This window comes from Parathalassolituus penaei (genome assembly GCF_026626885.1).
In the GTDB taxonomy this organism is placed as follows: domain Bacteria; phylum Pseudomonadota; class Gammaproteobacteria; order Pseudomonadales; family Oceanobacteraceae; genus Oceanobacter; species Oceanobacter penaei.
The window spans coordinates 85,929-106,068 of sequence record NZ_JAPNOA010000009.1; the positions used below are offsets into that span (position 1 = coordinate 85,929).

The following is a 20,140-nucleotide window of genomic DNA, read 5'->3' on the forward strand; positions in this document are numbered from 1 at the left end:
GGCACAGGGATGTGCCATCGGGCCGGGGTCGAAACGCCGTTGTCGGTGAAAACCGGATAAACGAGCCCAGCCGGGCAAAAGCAGGGGGAGGCCCGCCCGGCCGGGGGACAAGGTCCCACAAGAGGGCAAGCAGCCTGGCCAATTAACAAGCCGAGTATCCGCCAGACGCAAGATCCGATCGCGGCCCGGCCAGATGCCAGATGCCAGATGCCAGATGCCAGATGCCAGACGCCAGACGCCAGACGCCAGACGCCAGACGCCAGACGCCAGACGTACAGTATCCATCCACACCGGCTTTGCCCACCGAAGGTGGCTACAAAATGCCCATCTGGGCGAGCCGGGATTCACCGCAACGGCCGACCCAGCCGGGGCATGGATGCCCCGCAAGGCCCGTTGGCACAAGGACGTGCCATCGGGCCGGGGTCGAATAGCCGTTTGTCGGTGAATACCGGAAACACGAGCCCAGTCGGGCAAAAGCAGGGGGAGGCCCGCCCGGCCGGGGGACAAGGTCCCACAAGAGGGCAAGCAGCCTGGCCAATTAACAAGCCGAGTATCCGCCAGACGAACAGTATCTGTTAACACCGGATTTCCCCAGCGCAGCTGGCTGCCCAATGCCCATCTGGGCGAGTAGGGTCCACCGTACCGGTAAACCCGCCCGGCTCAGCTCACCCGGTTCAGCAGTTCAATCGAGGCTTCGACTTCCACTTTGCGCACGGCAACACTTTCAATATTGCAGCCCACCGGAATGCCTTTTTCGTTGGCGAATGCCAGCAGTTCGCGGTAGTTCTTTTCGGAGTAGTTTACCGATTGCTGGAGGATGTCGTGGGCGTTGACCAGCTCGTTTTCCAGCCAGCGCGGGATGCTGATGCCCAGCCACTTCATAAAGTCGAGGGTTTGAATGGAGCCACACGGGGTGAGGGTAAAAATCACCGGGGCCAGAGGGATGCCCTGTTCCTTGCCGTAGTAGTAATAGTCCGACAGAAAATCGAGGGATGCCTGCAGGTCGTAGACGCCTTGGGATACAAAAAACGAGCAACCCTGGTTCATTTTTTCGAACACACGCAGGTGTTCATCCCCCTTGGCGCGATGACGTTCCGGGATGGTGACACCACCAATCAGCAGTTCCGGGCGCACCCGACGCTTGAGGGCGTAGGCTTCATCCATGCTCATGGTTACCGGTTGCTCACGGGAGGCGGCCCCCACAAACACGGTCATGTTGTTATCGGCATCGGCGTCTTGCAGGAAACGGGTCAGATCGGCTTCGCTGTATTTGCCTGCCGCCCGATAGATAACCTTCGGAACATCAAGACCGGCCAGCTGCTGGCGACTGTAGTCGAACGCGTCAAGGGTCTGGATGTACGGGAATGGACGCTTTTCAGCGGTACGTGCCGCTTCGTCCTGGATGTCGTACAGAATCAGGCCGTCAATCGGCAGATTGTCCAGACGCGCTTTTTGCAGCGCCGCGATTTCTTCTACGCGTTGCGGGTCGGTACCTTTTTTCGGCGGTACGATTCCGTACAGCACGATGCCGCTTTCACGATTCCGGATTTTATTTGCCAGCATGTCGTTTCCGATTTTTCTTGTCTGTTTGCGTCAAACCGACATGGTATCCGAGCCCGAGCGACATCTCACCTGCTTTAAAGCTGCTACCGGTATCGCCACCCTGTCGATGGGGTTGTGAAGGTTTACCCTCAGGATTCCGGATGCCCACCACGGCCACGCCATTGGCTCGGCGTGCTGCCGGTCTGCTGATGGAACATATGGGTAAACGCCGACACTGTGTTATAGCCCAGCTCCAGCGCCACGGCAGTGACACTCTGACCGTTGGCCAGCCATTCCAGCGCCAGAAACAGCCGCAGCCGGTAACGCCACTCACGGAAAGTAATGCCGGTTTCCCGCTCAAAACGGCGGCTGAGCGTACGCGCCGATGCACCGAGCTGGTTGCCCCAGTCATCGAGGCTGCGCTCATCGGCCGGGCTTTGAAACAGCGCCTCACACAGGCGCAGTAACATGGGGGTTTGTGGCCACGGCAAATGAAAGTCGAGGCATGGCAAACGTTGCAGATGGGCCAGCAATACCTGACTGATCTGACGGCTGTACGGTTGTTGCAGATGCGGGTCGTGCAGGCGCTCGAACTCCAGCACCAGCTCGCGCAACAGGGGTGTTACCTGCAACTGGGTACCAACGCCTGGCAGATCAGCAGCGGCATCGCTCGCGACATACAGGTTACGGAACGACGCACCATGCATGGCCCCCACCGTGTGCGGCATTCCGGCGGGCACCCAGATGGCATGTTCGGGGCTGATCACGTACCAGCAGTCGCCGACCGTAACCACCATGGTGCCCGCAGTGGCGTACACAAACTGATGCCAATCGTGGGTGTGTACCGGGAACATCTCACGCTCGGCCAGTTCCTGTGAGCGCAGGTATACCGGTGCCGGTAAGGTACGAATATCGGGTACTTCAATGCGCTGCCACTGGCGCGACGACAACATAAATACCTCCAATGCCTTGGCGCTGTCGTTTCATCGACACTGGTTGGCCGTGTATCGACAGAGTTAACAATCGGGTCAGGCTACCATAAAAGCACTTTCCACTACGGAGTGATTCATGACGGTTGCCCTCCCCCTGCCAACAACCTCTGCCGACCGCCTGCGGGTGATTTGCGCCGGTATCTGCGCGCTGATCCTCAGTGTGGGTCTGGCCCGATTTGCTTATACCCCGATGTTACCGGTGATGCGCGATGAAGCCGGTCTGACCGCCGTTGCCGGTGGCTGGCTGGCCACCTTCAACTATGTGGGTTATATCGCCGGAGCCTTGTTGGCGGCATCCATCAGCAACCTCAAACACAAGTTTGTGATCTACCGGGCGGGCCTGCTGATCGCCCTGTTCAGCACCGCCGCCATGGGCCTGACCCAGGATGCCGTGCTCTGGACTTTACTGCGGCTGGTATCCGGATTTTCCAGCACCGCCGGGCTGTTGCTGGCATCCGGGCTGATTCTGAACTGGCTGATCCGTCACGGTTACAAGCCGGAACTGGGCCTGCACTTCACCGGTATGGGGTTAGGGATTGTGGTGTCCGGTGTAGCAGCGGGCACCATGGCCGGCCAGTTGGCCTGGGATCAACAATGGCTGGTGCTGGGCGCTTTGGGGCTGCTGTTTTTTATTCCGGCCTGGTGCTGGCTGCCCGAGCCACAACCGATGAACAGCCACCAGCAACAGACACGCCCAGCGGTTGCGGCACCGCCCGCACGCTGGATGTGGCTGATGATTGCCGCCTATTTTTGCGCCGGTTTTGGTTACGTGATCAGCGCCACCTTTATTGTGGCGATTCTGGAAGACCTGCCGATGTTAACCGGCAAAGGTGGTTGGGTATGGGTGATTGTGGGTGTGGCGGCACTGCCGTCGTCATTCCTGTGGGATCGCATCAACCGCGCCCTCGGCGACTTCCCGACCCTGCTGCTGGCTTACGGCCTGCAAATTGTGTCGATGGCGCTGCCGCTGCTGAGTGACGGTGTGGCCTGGAACCTGTTAAGCGCGGTGTTATACGGCGGCACCTTTGTGGGTATCGTCAGCCTGACCCTGACCCTGATTGGCCGCCAGTTCCCGGATAATCCGGCCAAGGCGATGGCGCGCCTGACCATCAGTTATGGAATTTCGCAGGTAGCCGCCCCGGCCATTGCCGGATACATCGCCGCAGCGACCGGCAGTTACCTAGGCTCGTTGTTAATGGCCGGAGTGATGATGGTGCTGGGCATGTTTCTGTTGGTGCTGTTATGGCGCGGCCCACAAGCCAGCGCGTGAAACGGTTTTTCGATATTGGCTTGCATGATCAGCATCCGGAATAAAACTGCGAGTTCGGGCTCCGAGTTCCAACCTGGCCCAGCGCAGCTGGCTGCCCAATGCCCATCTGGGCGAGCCGGGATTCCGCGTTGCACTGTTGCGTTATATCGGCGACTTGGTAACTGGATACACCGCTGCCCTCTTGGGGGACCTTGTCCCCCGGCCGGGCGGGCCTCCCCCTGCTTTTGCCCGACTGGGCTCGTTTTCCCGGTCTTCACCGACAACGGCGTTTCGACCCCGGCCCGATGGCACATCCCTGTGCCAACGGGCCTTGCGGGGCATCCATGCCCCGGCCGGGTCGGCCGTTACGGTGAATTCCGGCTCGCCCAGATGGGCATTGGGTAGCCAGCTACGCTGGGCCAACTCAGCGCTCGATGATTTGACTGAGGGAACCAGGGCGCACTGTCGTATTCCTGATGCCAGACATGCTCAAATCCATAAAACGCTGTTTTATTCTTCATAACACTGCTGGACGTTAACGAATCAACACCCGTGCATTCAGCGGTTGTACCGGACGGTTATTGGCATGATGCACAGCCGCCGTAAACTGTTTCAGCTGTTCAGGCGACGCTGTTACCACTCCTTTTAACACCATCCAGTTCACCCCTTCCGAACAAGGTGGCGTGGTGAGCGAGCCAGAGAACTGATAGTAGTCGCGGTTATCCGGCAGCATACGCGCGGCATTCAATGTACCGGTCAGGGCTTCTGGTTCAGAAGCTTCCATCGGCAGCTGGTCCCAGGCAATTTGCAGAGTGTCATTCATCTCACCTTCGCGGAACATCACCCCTACCACCGCCAGATTGCCGTCGGCATCGGCATGCACAAAGTGGCCCTCCATCGGGAAGGACTCACCATTAATGGTGTTTTCACTCGGGGCATGGAAGTGGAACTGTTTCAGTTCGTACTTGTGGCCGTTCACCTCAATCGAGCTGCCCGGCAGGTAATTCACCTGCACCGTGTGGCCGTTGTTCAGAACAGTATCGCCACGGGTTACGTAGTTAAAGGTAATCGGCGGCAGCTCGGCATCCACTCCACCGCTGATGTCCACCGGCGACTGGTTTTTACCCACTTTACAGGCCGTGTAAGCGGCATCCAGATCGCCCCAGTGCTCAGGGCCTTCCGCACCTTCGTATTCCCAGTGAGCACCAGCCCCCAACACCACAGGCACACCGGCAAATGCCATCACAGCACCCGCTAACAGGATTTTTTTATACATATTGGTTATCCAGATAAGTCAGGAATGAAGCCCGTTTGCAGCCCAATCGAATGAGGCTGCAACGCCCATGCTTCAAGCCTAGCCAGTGTCAGAAAAACGGCGGATCTGATGCAGGAAAGACAGTCAAAACTCTCAAAATGGCGCGTAACAACAGGCCGTAGTCGTTATCAGCGTTGACCGGTATTGGTCCCCTTTAACACCCGACACGCAACCGCTGACAAGCAGAGAGGGAACCTCAACGTTGGGCGGCAACCTCCAGCAAGTCGGCATCCAGCTCCCAACGCTGCATACGCTCCGACCATTCGGCCATGTCTTTGACAACAAACCGGCGCGAATCCCCGGAACGTTGTAGCTGCCACTGGCCACCAATACGCAACTCGGCATTGTTACTGCGAATCAGAAGCCCGGCAAAACCCGGAGCCAATGAACGTGTCAGCACCGGTTGGCTACTTTCTGGCGGAAGAAACGCAAGCGTAATGGGATCGCGGGAGCGATTACGAACAAACAGAGGATATGAACCAACGGGCTCCAGCTCCATACCGGCCAGATTATTGGCCGCAGGATGGTTCAGAGTACGGGTGCCGACGGTAATGGCAGGCATCACCGGCACGGCAGAACGCGGTGTCGAGTGATCCGGCGCCGCCACAATCATCGGTAATACGGCCTCCATCACCGCCAATTCCGCATGATTGGCCTGTGGTTTTTTGGGTACTGAGGTAAATGCTGGCATCGTCGCTGCGGCGACTTTCCCGGTACCGGTTGCGGGCAAGACACTGGTGGTCGGAGCAGCAACGGCAGACAACAATGCCTGCTGTCGCGACTGTTCATCCACTCTCTGGCGGGTCTGCTGCATCTGCTGCTGAATGCGTGAAAGATCGGCCTGCAGACGCGAAATCTGTTCCTGTTGCCGCTGTAACTGCTCTTGTTGCTGTTGCTGGCTCTGACGTTGATCAACCAGCGCTTGCAGGTTCTCCTGCACCTCCTGAGGATCGACCTTGAGGCAGGCGCGAAGATCCATAAATTGGCCATCCCAGTGTTCTTCCATCACCCGGATACTGGCCACCCCTGCCGCAACCTGCTCAATGTCCTCGCTGGCAAAATGAGCGCCATTCGCGTACTGCCGACTCTGGAATACCTGCACCACATGCACACCAATCTCCGCCAGCAAGAGGGCACTGACTTCGGCCATCGCCGCCTTACGGCTGCTGATCTTGCTATCGGCATCGGACGCCCGATAGCGATGTGAGCGTTCATACGCCACCAGCCCAACGGGATCACCTGCCTCAGCACGACAAGCTGCAGCGGCGGCGACCGACGACGGCAAACACCCCCACCCGAGGACAGCCACCAGCGTTTTAGCCAAAATACGCACAGCTATTGCTCTCACAACAACATTCCCTGTCGGACAATCACGCAGTGATGGTATCAGCCTCTGACAGCCCCCGCCAGAATGTTAACCAGTTCACCAAATTGAGCAGAACATCAATATCAGGAGTCCAGCATGAAACCACGTATTACCCTGATCACACTCGGTGTCAGTGATCTGCAAACCTCTCTGCGCTTTTATCGGGATGGGCTTGGCTTCCCCACCGATGGGATTATTGGTCAGGAATTTGAGTACGGTGCGGTGGTGTTTATCGACCTGCAACCCGGTTTGCGGCTGGCACTGTGGCCACGAACCAGTATTGCCCATGACACCGGCCTGGCGCTGGGCGAACCCTGCCCGACCGGACTGACCATCGGCCACAATGTGGATTCAAAAACGGAGGTAGATGCGGTTATGGAGCGTGCACAAAATGCCGGAGCGAACCTTCTGAAATCCGCTCACGACACCTTCTGGGGAGGATATTCCGGCTACTTTCAGGACCCGGACGGCCACGTATGGGAAGTGGTGTGGAATCCGGCCTGGGCCAACTGACGCTGGTCAGGCCGGTTCAAAACGCAGGCGATCAATCACCAGTCGCAGTGCGGAGCTGACATTACGACGCCCGGAATAACACAGGTGAAACCCTTCAAACGGCTGACACCAGTCGGCCAATACCCGGCGCAAGGTGCCGGACTGGATATCTTCCAGCACCTCCGGTTCGGTCACAAAACAGATGCCGTGACCTTCGCGCGCCGCCTGAATACACAACTCGCTATCGTTAAAAATAAACGGGCCATTCACCTTCTTGACGATGGACTCGCCGTTTTTATCGAACTCCCAGTCATAGGCCGACGCCCGTGCGCTGAAGCGCATGGCCAGGCACAAATGCTGGTCGAGATCCGTCGGGTGGGTCGGCACGCCGTGTTTGCGGAAATACTCGGGGGATGCCACCGCCGCCATACTGATATCGGGGCCAATCCGCACCGCAATCATATCGGGGCTGATAAACTCGCGCAGACGCACACCGGCATCAAAACGGTCTTCGGTCAGATCCATCAGACGGCTTTCGGTGTTCAGTTCAATCTGCACTTCCGGGTAATCCCGCACCAGCTGCGACAACACCGGCCATAACACCGCCTTGGCAGCCGTTTTACTGGCCGCCAGCCTCACCAGACCGCGCGGGGCATCGCCCATCAGGCGCAATTCTTCGATACGGGCAGTGATTTGGCCAAAACCGGGTTTCAGCGCCGCCAACAGCTTTTCACCAGCGTCGGTGGTACTCACCCGCCGCGAGGTACGGTTCAACAGCTTGACGCCAATCGAGTCTTCCATACGGCGAATGGCATGGCTGACCGCCGACTGTGATACCCCCAGACGCACCGCAGCCCGCGTAAAATTGCACTCTTCTGCCACGGTCATAAACACCGCCAGATCACTGAGATCTTCGCGCTTCATCAACTCTCTCACAGGGGATAAATGAATCAGGATTCTGAATACCGCATTTTAACCGCCACTCGATGGCCAAATACCGCCGTATTGATGCACCCGGTTCATTGCTGGCATGAACAACAGACCTTGTGCTGTCGAATTCGGGATGGAGAATCCAGGCTGGCCAATCCGGGCTGTTGAATCCTGACGATCAAACATTGCAGAAAAATATTCCTGCTCACCATCAAGTCTGACAGAGATCTGACAATTCGCTCGACACCACGGGGTAATCTGCCTGCAACCATCCACGCATCAGGCGATGAACTCCATGAACAGCTTCAAACACCTGTTAGCCAGCGTTTTACTGATAATGCCCCTGAGCCTGCTGGCCGAAACCAGCACGGCCAGTACCAGCGTTGACGACGATCAGAACCCTGATATCGACTACAGCGTCAGCGAGCTCAGCTATGAAAACTACGTACATTCCAGCAAACGCATCAAATGCCTGTACGGTTACGCCGCCGAAAAAACCGGCGATCACAAGGCCGCCATGGCGATTTTTAACGACTGCATCAGCCGCTGGCACGACGTGTACTCCATGATCTGGCTGGCACAAATGTACGAAGCTGGGGTCAGCATGCCGCGCGATCTCAAGCGCTCCACCGAACTGATGGGCATGGGCGCAGAAGATGCAGAAATCGGCGGTTACGCCGCCCTCGCCCGTTACCACTACGGCGTCGCGCTGTACGAAGGCAAAGGTATCCAAAGCAATCCCGAACAGGCCATTCACTGGCTCAAACGTGCCAACGCTGAAGGCGTTCCGGAAGCCGGGGAATACCTGCACAAACTGGGGCTGGCAGCGGAATAGACGCCACCAGTTTCCGCACCCGCCAGATCAGGACTTAAATTTGGGAGACCTGGTCTTCAAGGGATACTCTGAATACTTTCACCGCCTCGGTAGCATGGATACGAGAAACACCGTCTGGCCGGGCCGCGATCGGATCTGGCGTCTTAAAATCACACCACCGCAGCGCGGTTATCCAACAAAAAATTCAACAACATCGCCGGTTGCTGGCGATGATCCTGACGCGGCTCCATCCCGGTCAAACGAAACCCCAGACTGTGGTACAGATACAACCCGGCCGTGTTGTGGTTAAAACAGCTCAACGCCAGCAACTGCGCACCGTGCTGGCGATACGCCACCCCCACCATATGCCGAATCAGAAACGCCGCCACACCGGCACGGCGATAATCGGCATCCACCATCAGATTGCCCATGGTGCAGCCCTGACTCCCCCACTTGTCGAAGTTGGCGAATCCGGCGACACGCCCGGCAATTTCCACCACAGTGGAATCCGAACGGGCAGCAATCGCCGCCTCCAGCGTTGACGGAGTTAACGGAAACTCCTGAGCAGCAGGAAACGCATAAAACAATTCTTCGCGGGTAGAGGGAATGGCACAGATAGCGGGAATATCTTCCGCTGTCACCGGGCGACACAACATACGAACTCACTCCTTGGGCCTGATGGGGTCAGGATTTTGTTATTGGATTTATGCCGCCACTCTACTCTGCCTGTGGCCGGATAACAGCCCTGATGTCGTTAAGGGCAAATACCACCTCGCGGGCCGTCAACTTCTACCCGGCTCACAAAATCTGACACTCTCTGTCGGCTTCAGGCACAATCCCGGCACCTGTTTCCGCCCGGCTGGTTCTGACACGGAGGTTCAACATGCCCAAGCCCGTTTTTCGCCTGCTGCCAGCTTCGGCTGTAAGCCCTTTACTGCGAACCGGGCTATTGCTGTTGTCGGTGCTGATCACCACCACCCCGCTACAGGCCGACTCACAACCGCTCAACTCGCCCAGTGCACTCCCCGCCCTTAATATCGACCTGAACCAGACCTCGGTGTCCGGGATTTCATCCGGCGGCTTTATGGCAGTCCAGTTGCATGCAGCCCACGCCAGCCAGATTGTGGGAGTGGGGGTATTTGCCGGTGGCCCGTATCAATGCGCGGGCATCGGCAACCAGCTGACCGGTGTGGGCATGGCGCTGAATGTCTGTATGAGTGGTGAAGCCGACGCCGAGGCATCGTTACAACGACTGGCCGATGCCTATCGTAATCACCTGATAGATGATCCGCAGGAACAACGCGGTGACCGCGTCTGGCTGTATTCCGGTTATAACGACGGTGTCGTGAAACAACCCACCATGGATGCGCTCGACCAGTATTACCAGCAGCTGACGTTACCGGGGCTGGTGTATTACAAGTCGAATGAGGATGCCGGGCACGCCCAGATTGTCGATAACCCGCAAGCCCAGGACTGCCTGCTGAACGGCGGCGATTTTATCAATAACTGCGCGTACGACGGTGCCGGACTGCTGTTGCAGCATATTTACGGCAGCCTGAAACCGCGCGCCAAGGGCGCATTAAAAGGTCATATTCTGGCGTTTGATCAGAACCAGTGGGCCAGCAGCGACGCCGGAATGGCGGCCACGGCCTATCTGTTTGTGCCCGCCGATTGCGAACACGGTGAAGTCTGTCGTTTGCACATTGCCTTTCACGGTTGCCTGCAAAACGCCGAAACCATTCAGGACCGTTTTTACCGCTCGGCGGGTTACAACGCCTGGGCCGACAGCAACCGTCTGGTGGTGCTGTACCCGCAAACCACCAACAGCAACGGCGTGCGTTTTAATCCCAAAGGTTGCTGGGACTGGTGGGGTTACAGCGACCCGCTGGCGCTACAAGCCGACTACGCCAGCCGCAACAGCCCACAAATCCGGGCGGTCTGGAATATGGCCGGCCAGCTGGCGAGCGCGTTCAAGGCACAACCTGCACCTGCCGAATCGTCGTCAGCGGCCGAGTTGCCCTTAACCGCCGCCGACAACAGCGACCGCATGATTGCCCTGCACTGGCCACCCCCCCAAACGGCCGCTACAACCTGTACCGCTCCCATTCGGCCAATGGCCCGTTTGAGCGCCTCAACGGCGACCAACCACTGCAAAATGGCAGCTTTTCTGACCGTGGTTTGCAACCCCGCAGTCGATATTTCTACAAGCTGGAACAACTCGATTCCAGTCAGGCGGTGATCGCCACCAGCACCACCGTCAGCCGCACCACCGGCGCACCACCCGCCATTTGTGACCCCTGGTTTGGCACCATCAACGAACACCTGATGACCGGGCGCGCCTACAACAGTTACCTGACCTGGTCGGTACGCGTCACCGGCTCGGACGAGCGTCTGGGCGACCTGTGGGGCGATGGCGATACGGCGGTCACACTGCAACGTACGGCTGCCGGGCATTACCGGGTTGGCAACTGCCCGGCCAACTGACCTGATCCGGGCCAGCCGTCAGGTTTCATAGTCAGGCCAGCAGGGCATCCACCACCGCCTGCGACCAGCGAATATCCGCGCGTGGCCGCGATTGCTGCAGAATCAGCGCCGCATTCAGGCCATCGTTGCTATCCACCCGCTGGCGGGCAATCTCGGCACTCATGCCAAGGCTGCAATGGCGCTGAAACACCCGCTGATTGCTGACCGCCAGATCGATATCCAGCAGCCAGGTTTCATCAAATACCTCGTCCTTCAGACGCGCCCACGGCAGTTCCTGCAGCAGCAGATAATTGCCTTCTACCAGCACCAGTTTCCGGTTCGGCAACAACGGGTACATTCCCTCAACCGGATCACCTTCGGCGTGATCAAAACCGGGAAACAGCCCCTGCCCTGACTGCCGCGCCGCCAGCAGCTCCTGCACACAGCGCTCAGCATCAAAGGTAAACGGCGCGCCCCGACGGCTATAAGCCCAGTCAGAATCCGGCATCTGATCCAGTTGCTGGCGATAATAGTGATAACCATCCATCGGCAGCACCAGCAGATCGTCGCCCAGCTGTTGCTGCAACCAGCTCGCCAACGTGCTTTTACCACTGCCGGGAGCACCCACCAGACCAATCCAGTATTGCTGTCCCGGCGCCAGACTCTGCAGCTGTTGATTCAAACGACTCAGCGGATTTTCCACACCCGGCTCCCTATTCCAAAAGCGCAACCTGCGCCCGACCAAAACGCGCAGACTACGCCAAGGCACTCACCCGCTCCAGCCTGACGGCAACACCAATCCAGCGTCGTTTTGCCAGACACTGAACAAACTGTTATCGGTCATATTACTGTGATACCTTGCGCGGCTTTTTTGCAGGGGCTGACGAGGCAATCATGATCTGCGGTTTTGACTACGGCACTTCCAACTGCGCCATGGGCGTACCCGACCACAACGGCGTGCGGTTACTGGCAGTGGATGGCGACAAGAACTTCATGCCTTCGGCGCTGTACTCCATGGCCCGCGAACTGATCTGCGAGCAGGTCGGCAAACAGCTGCCAGAAGGTGCTGCCCGGGATGAGTTTGTGACCAGCCGTCGTGGCCAGCTGCAACTGGCACAACGCGCGCGCCGCGAGCACGATATTGAAGCCGACGAAACCGTGATGTTTGTGGGCCAGCAGGCGTTTGGTCACTACTTCGCTGATCCGGAGTTCGGTTATTTCGTCAAATCCCCGAAGTCGTTCCTCGGTGCCAGCGGTCTGCGCCCGGAGTTTGTGCACTTCTTTGAAGACATCGTCACCGCGATGATGCAAACCATCAAACAACGCGCCGAACGTTCCCTGGGACAGAGCCTGACTCGCACGGTGATTGGCCGTCCGGTGAACTTCCAGGGCAGCAACAGTGAACAGAGCAACCGTCAGGCACTGGCGATTCTGACCACTGCCGCCCGCCGTGCCGGTTACACCGATGTTGAGTTCCAGTACGAACCGATTGCCGCCGGTCTGAGCTTTGAACAGCAACTGACCGAAAACCGCACCGTGCTGGTCGTGGATATTGGTGGCGGTACCAGCGACTGCGCCATGGTGCGAATGGGCCCGGATCATCGCGGCAAAGCCGAACGCAGCGCCGACTTCCTTGGCCACACCGGTGAACGTGTCGGCGGTAACGACCTTGATATCCAGCTGGCTGGCCGCCAACTGATGCCACTGTTTGGTATGACCGCGCCGTTAAAAAGCGGCAAACCCATGCCAACCAAAACCTTTCTGGACGCCGTCAGCACCAACGATGTCAGCGCCCTGACCCGCTTCAGCAGCCTCGAAACCGGCTTGTATCTGGAACAGCTGCAACGCGACTGCCTGCAGCCAGAGGTGATAGGCCGCCTGATCCGTTTGCGTAACAATAAACAGAACCAGCAGCTGGTGAAGTTCGCCGAAGAAGCCAAAATCGCCCTGTCGGATGCCGACAGCACGCGCGTTACCCTCGATTTTGTTGAAAAAGGCCTCGGCACCGACATTCTGCGCAGCGAGCTGGAAGCCAGTATCGAACGCCCGCTAACCCGCATCACCGAGCTGATGAGTGAAGCAGTACAACAGGCTGGCACCCGCCCCGACCTGATCTTTGTCACCGGCGGTAGCGCCCGTTCACCGATCATCCGTGAAGCGGTCGCCCGCACCCTCGGTGACGTGCAATTGCTCGACGGCGACCACTTCGGCAGCGTGGTGTCGGGCCTCACCGAATGGGCACGCCAGATTTACCGCTAAAAACGTCTGCAACACCGCATCCAGCGGCATTAAACCTGCCAGACCTTGCCTGAACAACCGCCAGCGGTTGTCAGGCAAACACCACTTTCACCAGACCAAACACCAGCACCCCGGCCAACGTCGGAAGCCCCATGGAGCGGGTCTTGCGCCAGACCAGCAGGGTTGCCAGCAATCCTGCCGCGGTTGCCATCCACGACAGCGTGCTCAGCTGCATCGGCACCACCGATGTCCCAAACATGGCGGCGATCATGCCCGGCCCCATCACCGTTAACCAATCCGGTGTACTGGCGCTGACGTCACTGTTTTCATGCCGCGCCAGCTTGTATTGCATCCACACATGCGGAACCAGACGCAGCAGATAGGTGCCAACGGCAATACTGATCAGGGTTAGCCAGATCTCGGTACTCATATCGTTGTTCATATCGGTATTCATGAGGAAGCCTGTGCCGATTGGGAAGCCTGCGCGGAACGGGCCGGTTTGAGCGCGTAAAACACCATAGCTCCGGCCATGGCGGCCAGCGGAATTGCCACATTCGGATAACCACACAACTTCACCACCAAAGCCAACACCGCAGCGGTTGCAATGGCAGCGGTCCACATGCGGTTATTACAGCGCGGCAACACCAGCACCAGAAACAGCGCAGGCAACGCAAACGGCAAAACATCGTTAATCAACGGCCAGCGTTGGGTCAGTTCCTCACCGGCGATGGCACCAATCGCAGTACCACCAATCCAGCTGAACCAGGCCACCAATGCAGCACTGGTGTACCAAGCCATGCGCTGATCTTTGGCCATGGCTGGCATCCGGCTGTGCGACAGCGCAAATACCTGATCCGTCAGGCCATGCATTAGCGGTATCCAGCGTTTGTCATTGCCGAGATACACCGCCAGATTGGGGGCATACAACACATGGCGGGCGTTAATCAGCAAGGTCATGATAACCACCAGCCACAGCGGCGAACCCGCCGCGACCATGGCTACAAACAGAAACTGGGAGGCACCGGCGTAGATAATGGTGGAGATCAGAATGGTTTCCAGCACCCCAAAACCGGATTGAATTGCGATCAACCCAAACGAAATCGCAATGGGGATATAAGCGCCCAACAGCGGCAAGGCATCCTTGATACCCTGCAACCAGGCCGCTGGCTGCGCTCCTGCACGAGTGCTGCTCATATTGCTCATATGATGTGACTCGCCAGGTTTTCCCGCGTTGTTTTGGGATACGTCACCACCACCACCATGGTCGCCCACAGCTCACCGGTTCGATAACTGTGTGGCTGCGAGGCATCAAAGCTGAAGGTATCGCCAGCGCGCAGCGTTTTGGGGGCGTTGGTGTTACCGGCCAACACCTCACCACTGATCATGGTGACCGACTCAACCGTGCCTTCAAAGTGCGGCTCGGATTCGCGCAGGCTGTGTGGAGCGCACGACATCCAGTAGACATCCACCCGCGGATTATCGTTGCCCTGATCAATCAAACGCACCTGAACACCGTTTTCGCCCAAGGCAATGTCGGCCCGCGCAATCAGGTCACCAAACGGCACCTTCAACTGCATGGCCAAACGCCAGATGGTCTCAATGGTGGGATTCCCCTCACCCTGCTCGATGCGGGACAGATTAGACTTGGCGATACCGGCATCGTTGGCCAGCTGAGACAGCGACAGCCCCCTGCTCACCCGCAACGACTGCAGGTTCTGGCCAAGGGTGGCAAAGTTGGGTTTATCCATGAAATAGCCTTCCAGCTGTTCTATATATCGAACGTTCTATATATAGAACAACTGAAAGTCAACCGTCAGAGCAAAGCGGTCGCCCGGTGGGATTCAGCTCCTGGCCGCCCACTGTTGGTTTTAAGATGAAAAAATCATCGGACAACTATGCTGACACAGCGGGACCGGCTGCTAAAATTCGGTAAAGAGCGCAGCGACCATATTTTGGTGCACCGTAGCTTGGTCCGCATGCTGCAACTTGTTATGTGCGCACACCCTTTAAGAAATATACGCTTTTGTAATCGCCAAAAAACAACGACATTGAGAAGTAGTCATTTGATCGTTCCGAGTTTGGCAAGAGGACCTCTCCATCACGATATCCATCTTTAAAAGATGCGTACCAATGTATAGCGTAGCATCCAAACAAGCCGCAATCATCACCGCACATGGTTTGATATGCTTTACCTGTAAAAGCAGCAGCCGCCCCTTTCTGATAGACACGGCCTTCTCGATACTCTAATTCGTCGTCATAGTCGATCGCGACACTCATCTTGGCACGACAGTAAGCCAGATCTACAACGGGAATCAAAACAATCAAAAACACAAAGAGAAGAAATAATTTCGCTAGCTTTCTAACCATCTAATTAATCCACAATTTAGTTCTCAAAGATCCGAAGATAGTGTCGCAATAGCACATAACGTGTCGCAGGTAAAAACCGAACGCCACGTATTCGTAGGCAGTAAAGCGCCCTGGTTCGACATTACATACAACTGAGCCAGCGCCGACTACCGTTCGACAAGTAACCAACCCGGAGAACCGCTAACAATGAGCGGAAAAAATCCGGGAGGGTTACACAAATGGACTGCGACTTCCTGTACCTGAACATCTTCTTCCATGCTCATCTCAACGGCTGATCGCTTGAATTCCAGCGAGTACTGCGTTGTCTTTCTCTGGTTCTTGCAGGCTGGCATTGGGCACCTTCTGTAACGTCAAAAGGTGATGAGATGGACGCTCCCCATATGATCCAGCGTCAAAAGCGCTAAGGTTTTGTTACGAGCAAAACGTCAATATGAGGAGCATCCACATGAACGATATTAGTACCATCGCTATCGATCTTGCAAAGTCAGTTTTTCAGATCTGTATTGTCTCCGGGCACAACAAGGTATCAAAGCAATTGCGGCTCAGCCGAGAAAAATTCAGGCAATTCATACTTGAGCAAGCACCGTCGAGAGTCGTCATGGAAGCCTGTTATTCCTCCCATTACTGGGCCAGGTTATTCCAGCAAAATGGTCATCAGGTTTTGTTAGTTCCTGCCCAGCATGTCACGCCATTTGTGCGGGGTAACAAGAACGATCAGAACGATGCTCTGGCCATTTATGAAGCATCCATGAGACCGAACATTCGGTTTGTGCCGATCAAGTCATTGGGTCAACAGGATGTTCAGAGCTTGCATCGAATGCGCGAGCGGTTGGTCAAGGATCGCACGGCATTGTGTAACCAGATGCGTGGTCTGCTGACGGACTACGGTTATATTTTTCCAATCGGGATAAGCGCGGTGCTCAAAGGGTTGCGCGAGATACTGGAGCAAGGTGAACTGTCTGGCATGATGCAGTCCGAGTTGAACTGGACGTTGATTGAATACGATCTGTTATCGCGTCGTATCAATCACATAAACGAAGACTTAAAGCGTTATGGAGAGCAGGACCAGCAATGCCAGAACCTGATTTCCATTCCCGGTATTGGGGCTCATATTGCTACCGCTATCAAAAGTACGGTGGGCAATGCAGAGGTCTTTCATAACAGTCGGGATTTTGCGGCGTGGACAGGGCTAACACCAAGGCAAAAGGCCAGTGGTCATAAGTCGGTGATGTCAGGGGTCACCAAACGTGGTGATGCTTATCTGCGAAAACTACTGGTGCAGGCAGCACGGCATACATTGCGCTGGGCCAAGCGAAATGAAAACACGAATCTGGCGCGCTGGATGATAGACATCGTCCAGCGTCGCGGATTACACAAGGGCGTTGTCGCCATTGCGCATAAACTGGCACGGATTATCTGGAGCGTTTTGACACGTCAAACGGTCTTTAATCCGGCCTGAAAAGCAAGAACTCATCGGGTAGTCGTTGTTTGATGATGTAACGGGGCAATCCGTCCCTGGTAGAGCCTGAAACGGACACGATCGGCGTAGCCAGATCGAGTGGGTGTTAAAGGTGCCAGGGTTCGGATTTCATCAGGGCTGCGGGAATAGATCCCGAACAGAAGCCGGATATATGTCAGAACTGCCACTGTCATCGCAACGAACAAATGATGGTTAACAGGAAATAAATCAGGGGCATATGGCAGGTGTCAGGGCCAAGTCATCCTTGACACCGGGGAAGCGTCTATATATGTCCGTTAAAACGGGGGAAGATCAGAGGTCACGTGTACGCACTTGTTATGCGCTATTTTCCGTACCATCTACGTTCAGGTTCTTGACCAAGCTGCCACTCCACATAATCTTTTGGCGGGCGATCTATATCAATTACATGCTCTGTAGAAAAAGGAATTTCAGCGGCTTGTTAACTGTATAGCTCTTCATGCAACTCTACCCCCACAGATACGATATCCCAGGGCGTCAACTTTGGGAAAGGTATCTGTATCACAGCACTGAACTTAGGGTCAGAACAATCGATATCAAAAGCTAATAGCTTACCGTCTTGATCTATCATTTTACCAACATATGTATCTCCTGAATCAGGAAAAATCTCGATCAGGATTGACCCTTGGATATCTACCCCTAGCTTTTCTAGCTCTCTATATATGCCATCAGGAGAGAACTCTAGATTATGAAATCTACAATTAAGCTCTTTGATGCTTTTCCTTGCCCGCTCTAGCTTCATGCTCATGTACACGTACCCAACGGCAGTTTGTAAGTTGTGGTTTTGTGGGTTACTTTTGCGCAGCAAAACCACAAAGCCGCGACTTAAGTTCTGTCCAGCGCACGTAGCGCTGTGCTTCAGCGATTTGTTAGGCGCCTAATCATTTTCTTCAGACCAAAAGCCTATCAATGCATTTACAATGTCAATGCTAGAGAAACCTTCGGGGTCTAAATTAAACATGTAATTCAATAGTTCCCTTATAGATGCCCTTTGTTCAGCGTTCAATAATAAAAATTGCGATTCACGATACCCAGACAAATGAGCAAGGCAAAAATCTATACCAAAATCGTACTCGCCTTTTAATTCGGCAACTAGAAATGCGGGGAGATGAAACCGCATTCCTTCAGCGTCAAAGAAACTAAGGCTACTATTGCATTTATTTAGATCTGCAATAGATATTAAGCGCCAATCTTGTTTTTCATCGCTCAATCTTGATTCTTGCTGCTCTGCTTCTGATTTGTAATCATCAATTGCTTGAGCTTGAAATAAGCCAACTCCATTTCCGAGTACAACGCTATCAAATACACTTGTTATTACCTTAATTATCTCATCAGATTTAAGGTCTTCATTTTTCATATTTCCCGACTCGGTACAATGTAGTTTTGTATTCACACCTAACTTTTACTAAAATGGCGGCACGCAGTGCCGTACACTTTCAAGTTTTTGTTATACGCACATTCCTTGCGGAACCCACACATAACCATTTTGTTTGTCACCAAAAAGACGACCGGATTTTTTTAGCTGATACAAGCCAGCAATATAAAGACAGATAATTGAATCAAGTACATCCTCATTAGTTTTGATTGATTTACCAATTAGCTTATTTATATATGCTTCATCAAGGTGTTTCTCAAACTGCTTGGGTATTATGAATTTTAATATTTCACTCTCAGAGAGCGATTTGATCAGATCCGCAAGCTTGACTTGGCCAAGGATTTTGACTGCTTTTTTGCCTTTTTTGTATTTTAGTCTCTCAGGTAAACCAAATATTTCGATCAATGATGGGTGAGGATAGCATTCAATGATCCATTTGTTCGTGTCTAGATGAGAGAAACCTTGAGCAATCAGTGCATTTGCAAAATTTACTGATAAAGCATCAGGGTATAAATTTAAGTTCGATGTATGACATGAAGCACCTCTTGAACCATACATTGAACCAATTTTCTTTTCACACTCGCGTTGACCAGAAGCATTGTTGATTATCAAGGGTGCATCAATTGCAATACCACACGCATTTGCACTTATGTTCATAATATCACGAATACCAATACAAGCCGGATATAGTTCAGAAAGATGAAGAACATTTTGTTCAAGATTACCAACTGCTATAGCGGAAGGGTTCTTTTCTCCATGCCACGCCAGATCTATACCCGCAAGTTCCATTAATTTCTCCAGTGCGTATAACGTCTGACATAACCGGCTGGCTGGAAGCAGGCGAAGCCCACTGTAAACCAGTCCGTGTTGATGGAATTGTTAGCGAGCATTGTTTTCACTGAGACTTCCACAGATCGTTTGCGCCGATTTAACATCTCGCTCGTGGTCCAGATAGATTGCCATCTGCACATGTCCAGTGTCTCCAAAGGCAAAACAATAATAAGCAGGTACAGCCCCTTGCTCATTCCCCTCTCTAAGGCGATAGGTGAGACGAAGGATGTGGTCTGTCTTGGATGTTTGTATGTCAAATGCCTTGGGTGAAATATCGTCGCGAGTAGCCTTTAGACGAACATCAGCATTTTCGTTTTTGTCGTTTCCCCATGCTGCGATCCACAATGTCACCCCTGGCCGCCAAATAACAAGGTCGCCGTCTTCAATGCGGCGGTTGAACTTTTCGGGAAGCGTTACCGACCACTCTTTGGTCATTTGGTATCGCCCCTCAATAACAGGAAAGTCGGGGTGCAGCATTTTTGCTCCATGTGAGAATGGGGTTAGAACTAAAAGCCCCACAAACAGGGCAAGCCCGCGTAGTTTGGTGATCTTGCCCCGCTTTTGCGGACACATTTGTATTATCCATTCTTCGCCTCATACTCTAGCGGACTAAGATAACCCAGACCAGAGTGCAGGCGTGATCGGTTGTAGAAGCCATCAATGTAATC

The 20,140-nt window shown here is 54.9% G+C and carries 23 protein-coding genes; 7 read left to right on the forward strand and 16 right to left on the reverse strand.

Going from position 1 to position 20,140, the window contains the following annotated elements:
* Positions 1-660 precede the first annotated feature (660 nt).
* Positions 661-1,563 (reverse strand): methylenetetrahydrofolate reductase, encoded by a 903-nt coding sequence (locus OUO13_RS02580; protein WP_283172283.1) that lies wholly within the window; start codon positions 1,561-1,563, stop codon positions 661-663.
* Between the two features lie 128 nt (positions 1,564-1,691).
* On the reverse strand, positions 1,692-2,495 hold the full coding sequence (locus OUO13_RS02585; protein ID WP_283172284.1) for an AraC family transcriptional regulator: 804 nt from the start codon (positions 2,493-2,495) through the stop codon (positions 1,692-1,694).
* 115 nt (positions 2,496-2,610) lie between these two features.
* On the opposite strand from OUO13_RS02585, the gene OUO13_RS02590 reads away from it, so the two are divergent.
* Positions 2,611-3,804: a YbfB/YjiJ family MFS transporter gene (locus OUO13_RS02590; RefSeq protein WP_283172285.1), complete on the forward strand. Its 1,194-nt coding sequence runs from the start codon at positions 2,611-2,613 to the stop codon at positions 3,802-3,804.
* A gap of 514 nt (positions 3,805-4,318) precedes the next feature.
* Here OUO13_RS02590 and OUO13_RS02595 read toward each other — a convergent pair.
* Positions 4,319-5,059 (reverse strand): carbonic anhydrase, encoded by a 741-nt coding sequence (locus OUO13_RS02595; RefSeq protein WP_283172286.1) that lies wholly within the window; start codon positions 5,057-5,059, stop codon positions 4,319-4,321.
* Positions 5,060-5,294: 235 nt separating this feature from the next.
* Entirely contained in the window at positions 5,295-6,446 is a 1,152-nt protein-coding gene (locus OUO13_RS02600; protein WP_283172287.1) for a hypothetical protein, read from the reverse strand.
* Positions 6,447-6,560: 114 nt separating this feature from the next.
* Between OUO13_RS02600 and OUO13_RS02605 the strand changes: the two genes are divergently transcribed.
* Positions 6,561-6,977, forward strand: coding sequence for a VOC family protein (locus OUO13_RS02605; protein ID WP_283172288.1), 417 nt, complete (start codon positions 6,561-6,563; stop codon positions 6,975-6,977).
* A 6-nt stretch (positions 6,978-6,983) separates the two neighbouring features.
* Here OUO13_RS02605 and OUO13_RS02610 read toward each other — a convergent pair whose 3' ends face one another.
* The gene (locus OUO13_RS02610; RefSeq protein WP_283172289.1) at positions 6,984-7,880 is read right to left on the reverse strand and encodes a LysR family transcriptional regulator; all 897 of its coding nucleotides are present in this window, start codon (positions 7,878-7,880) and stop codon (positions 6,984-6,986) included.
* Between the two features lie 301 nt (positions 7,881-8,181).
* On the opposite strand from OUO13_RS02610, the gene OUO13_RS02615 reads away from it, so the two are divergent.
* Complete coding sequence (locus OUO13_RS02615; RefSeq protein WP_283172290.1) at positions 8,182-8,721, forward strand: SEL1-like repeat protein; 540 nt, start codon at positions 8,182-8,184, stop codon at positions 8,719-8,721.
* A 149-nt stretch (positions 8,722-8,870) separates the two neighbouring features.
* On the opposite strand, the gene OUO13_RS02620 is transcribed toward OUO13_RS02615, so the two are convergent.
* Positions 8,871-9,356 (reverse strand): GNAT family N-acetyltransferase, encoded by a 486-nt coding sequence (locus tag OUO13_RS02620; protein WP_283172291.1) that lies wholly within the window; start codon positions 9,354-9,356, stop codon positions 8,871-8,873.
* A 227-nt stretch (positions 9,357-9,583) separates the two neighbouring features.
* Here OUO13_RS02620 and OUO13_RS02625 point away from each other — a divergent pair, with 227 nt between their 5' ends.
* Together OUO13_RS02625 and OUO13_RS02630 are read left to right on the forward strand one after the other, a co-directional pair.
* Entirely contained in the window at positions 9,584-10,939 is a 1,356-nt protein-coding gene (locus OUO13_RS02625) for an extracellular catalytic domain type 2 short-chain-length polyhydroxyalkanoate depolymerase (protein WP_283172292.1), read from the forward strand.
* Positions 10,879-11,184 carry a hypothetical protein gene (locus OUO13_RS02630; protein ID WP_283172293.1) on the forward strand — a complete coding sequence of 102 codons (306 nt, stop codon included), beginning with the start codon at positions 10,879-10,881 and terminating at the stop codon, positions 11,182-11,184. Before OUO13_RS02625 ends, OUO13_RS02630 begins: the two co-directional genes overlap by 61 nt.
* A gap of 31 nt (positions 11,185-11,215) precedes the next feature.
* Here OUO13_RS02630 and OUO13_RS02635 read toward each other — a convergent pair whose 3' ends face one another.
* Positions 11,216-11,866, reverse strand: a complete 651-nt coding sequence (locus OUO13_RS02635) for a nucleoside/nucleotide kinase family protein (RefSeq protein WP_283172294.1) — start codon at positions 11,864-11,866, stop codon at positions 11,216-11,218.
* Positions 11,867-12,057: 191 nt separating this feature from the next.
* Between OUO13_RS02635 and yegD the strand changes: the two genes are divergently transcribed.
* Positions 12,058-13,422, forward strand: coding sequence for a molecular chaperone (yegD, locus tag OUO13_RS02640; protein ID WP_283172295.1), 1,365 nt, complete (start codon positions 12,058-12,060; stop codon positions 13,420-13,422).
* Between the two features lie 70 nt (positions 13,423-13,492).
* On the opposite strand, the gene OUO13_RS02645 is transcribed toward yegD, so the two are convergent.
* From OUO13_RS02645 to OUO13_RS02660, 4 genes are all read right to left on the reverse strand, one after another.
* Positions 13,493-13,855: an AzlD domain-containing protein gene (locus tag OUO13_RS02645; protein WP_283172296.1), complete on the reverse strand. Its 363-nt coding sequence runs from the start codon at positions 13,853-13,855 to the stop codon at positions 13,493-13,495.
* Positions 13,852-14,595, reverse strand: coding sequence for an AzlC family ABC transporter permease (locus OUO13_RS02650; protein WP_428982312.1), 744 nt, complete (start codon positions 14,593-14,595; stop codon positions 13,852-13,854). The genes OUO13_RS02645 and OUO13_RS02650 overlap by 4 nt, the downstream gene beginning before the upstream one ends.
* 5 nt (positions 14,596-14,600) lie before the next feature.
* Entirely contained in the window at positions 14,601-15,149 is a 549-nt protein-coding gene (locus OUO13_RS02655; protein WP_283172298.1) for a helix-turn-helix domain-containing protein, read from the reverse strand.
* Between the two features lie 241 nt (positions 15,150-15,390).
* On the reverse strand, positions 15,391-15,768 hold the full coding sequence (locus tag OUO13_RS02660; protein WP_283172299.1) for a hypothetical protein: 378 nt from the start codon (positions 15,766-15,768) through the stop codon (positions 15,391-15,393).
* Positions 15,769-16,213: 445 nt separating this feature from the next.
* Here OUO13_RS02660 and OUO13_RS02665 point away from each other — a divergent pair, with 445 nt between their 5' ends.
* On the forward strand, positions 16,214-17,227 hold the full coding sequence (locus OUO13_RS02665) for an IS110 family RNA-guided transposase (RefSeq protein WP_283172300.1): 1,014 nt from the start codon (positions 16,214-16,216) through the stop codon (positions 17,225-17,227).
* 460 nt (positions 17,228-17,687) lie between these two features.
* Here the strand turns inward: OUO13_RS02665 and OUO13_RS02670 are convergent, their stop codons facing one another.
* The 5 genes from OUO13_RS02670 to OUO13_RS20025 form a co-directional block, all read right to left on the reverse strand.
* A complete protein-coding gene (locus OUO13_RS02670; RefSeq protein WP_283172301.1) occupies positions 17,688-18,014 on the reverse strand; it encodes a hypothetical protein in 327 nt (108 codons plus the stop codon).
* Between the two features lie 129 nt (positions 18,015-18,143).
* Positions 18,144-18,623 carry a DUF6714 family protein gene (locus OUO13_RS02675; protein ID WP_283172302.1) on the reverse strand — a complete coding sequence of 160 codons (480 nt, stop codon included), beginning with the start codon at positions 18,621-18,623 and terminating at the stop codon, positions 18,144-18,146.
* Positions 18,624-18,713: 90 nt separating this feature from the next.
* Positions 18,714-19,430, reverse strand: a complete 717-nt coding sequence (locus OUO13_RS02680) for a DUF429 domain-containing protein (RefSeq protein WP_283172303.1) — start codon at positions 19,428-19,430, stop codon at positions 18,714-18,716.
* Positions 19,431-19,520: 90 nt separating this feature from the next.
* On the reverse strand, positions 19,521-20,045 hold the full coding sequence (locus OUO13_RS02685; RefSeq protein ID WP_283172304.1) for a hypothetical protein: 525 nt from the start codon (positions 20,043-20,045) through the stop codon (positions 19,521-19,523).
* 5 nt (positions 20,046-20,050) lie between these two features.
* Positions 20,051-20,134, reverse strand: coding sequence for a hypothetical protein (locus OUO13_RS20025; RefSeq protein WP_428982302.1), 84 nt, complete (start codon positions 20,132-20,134; stop codon positions 20,051-20,053).
* Positions 20,135-20,140 lie beyond the last annotated feature (6 nt).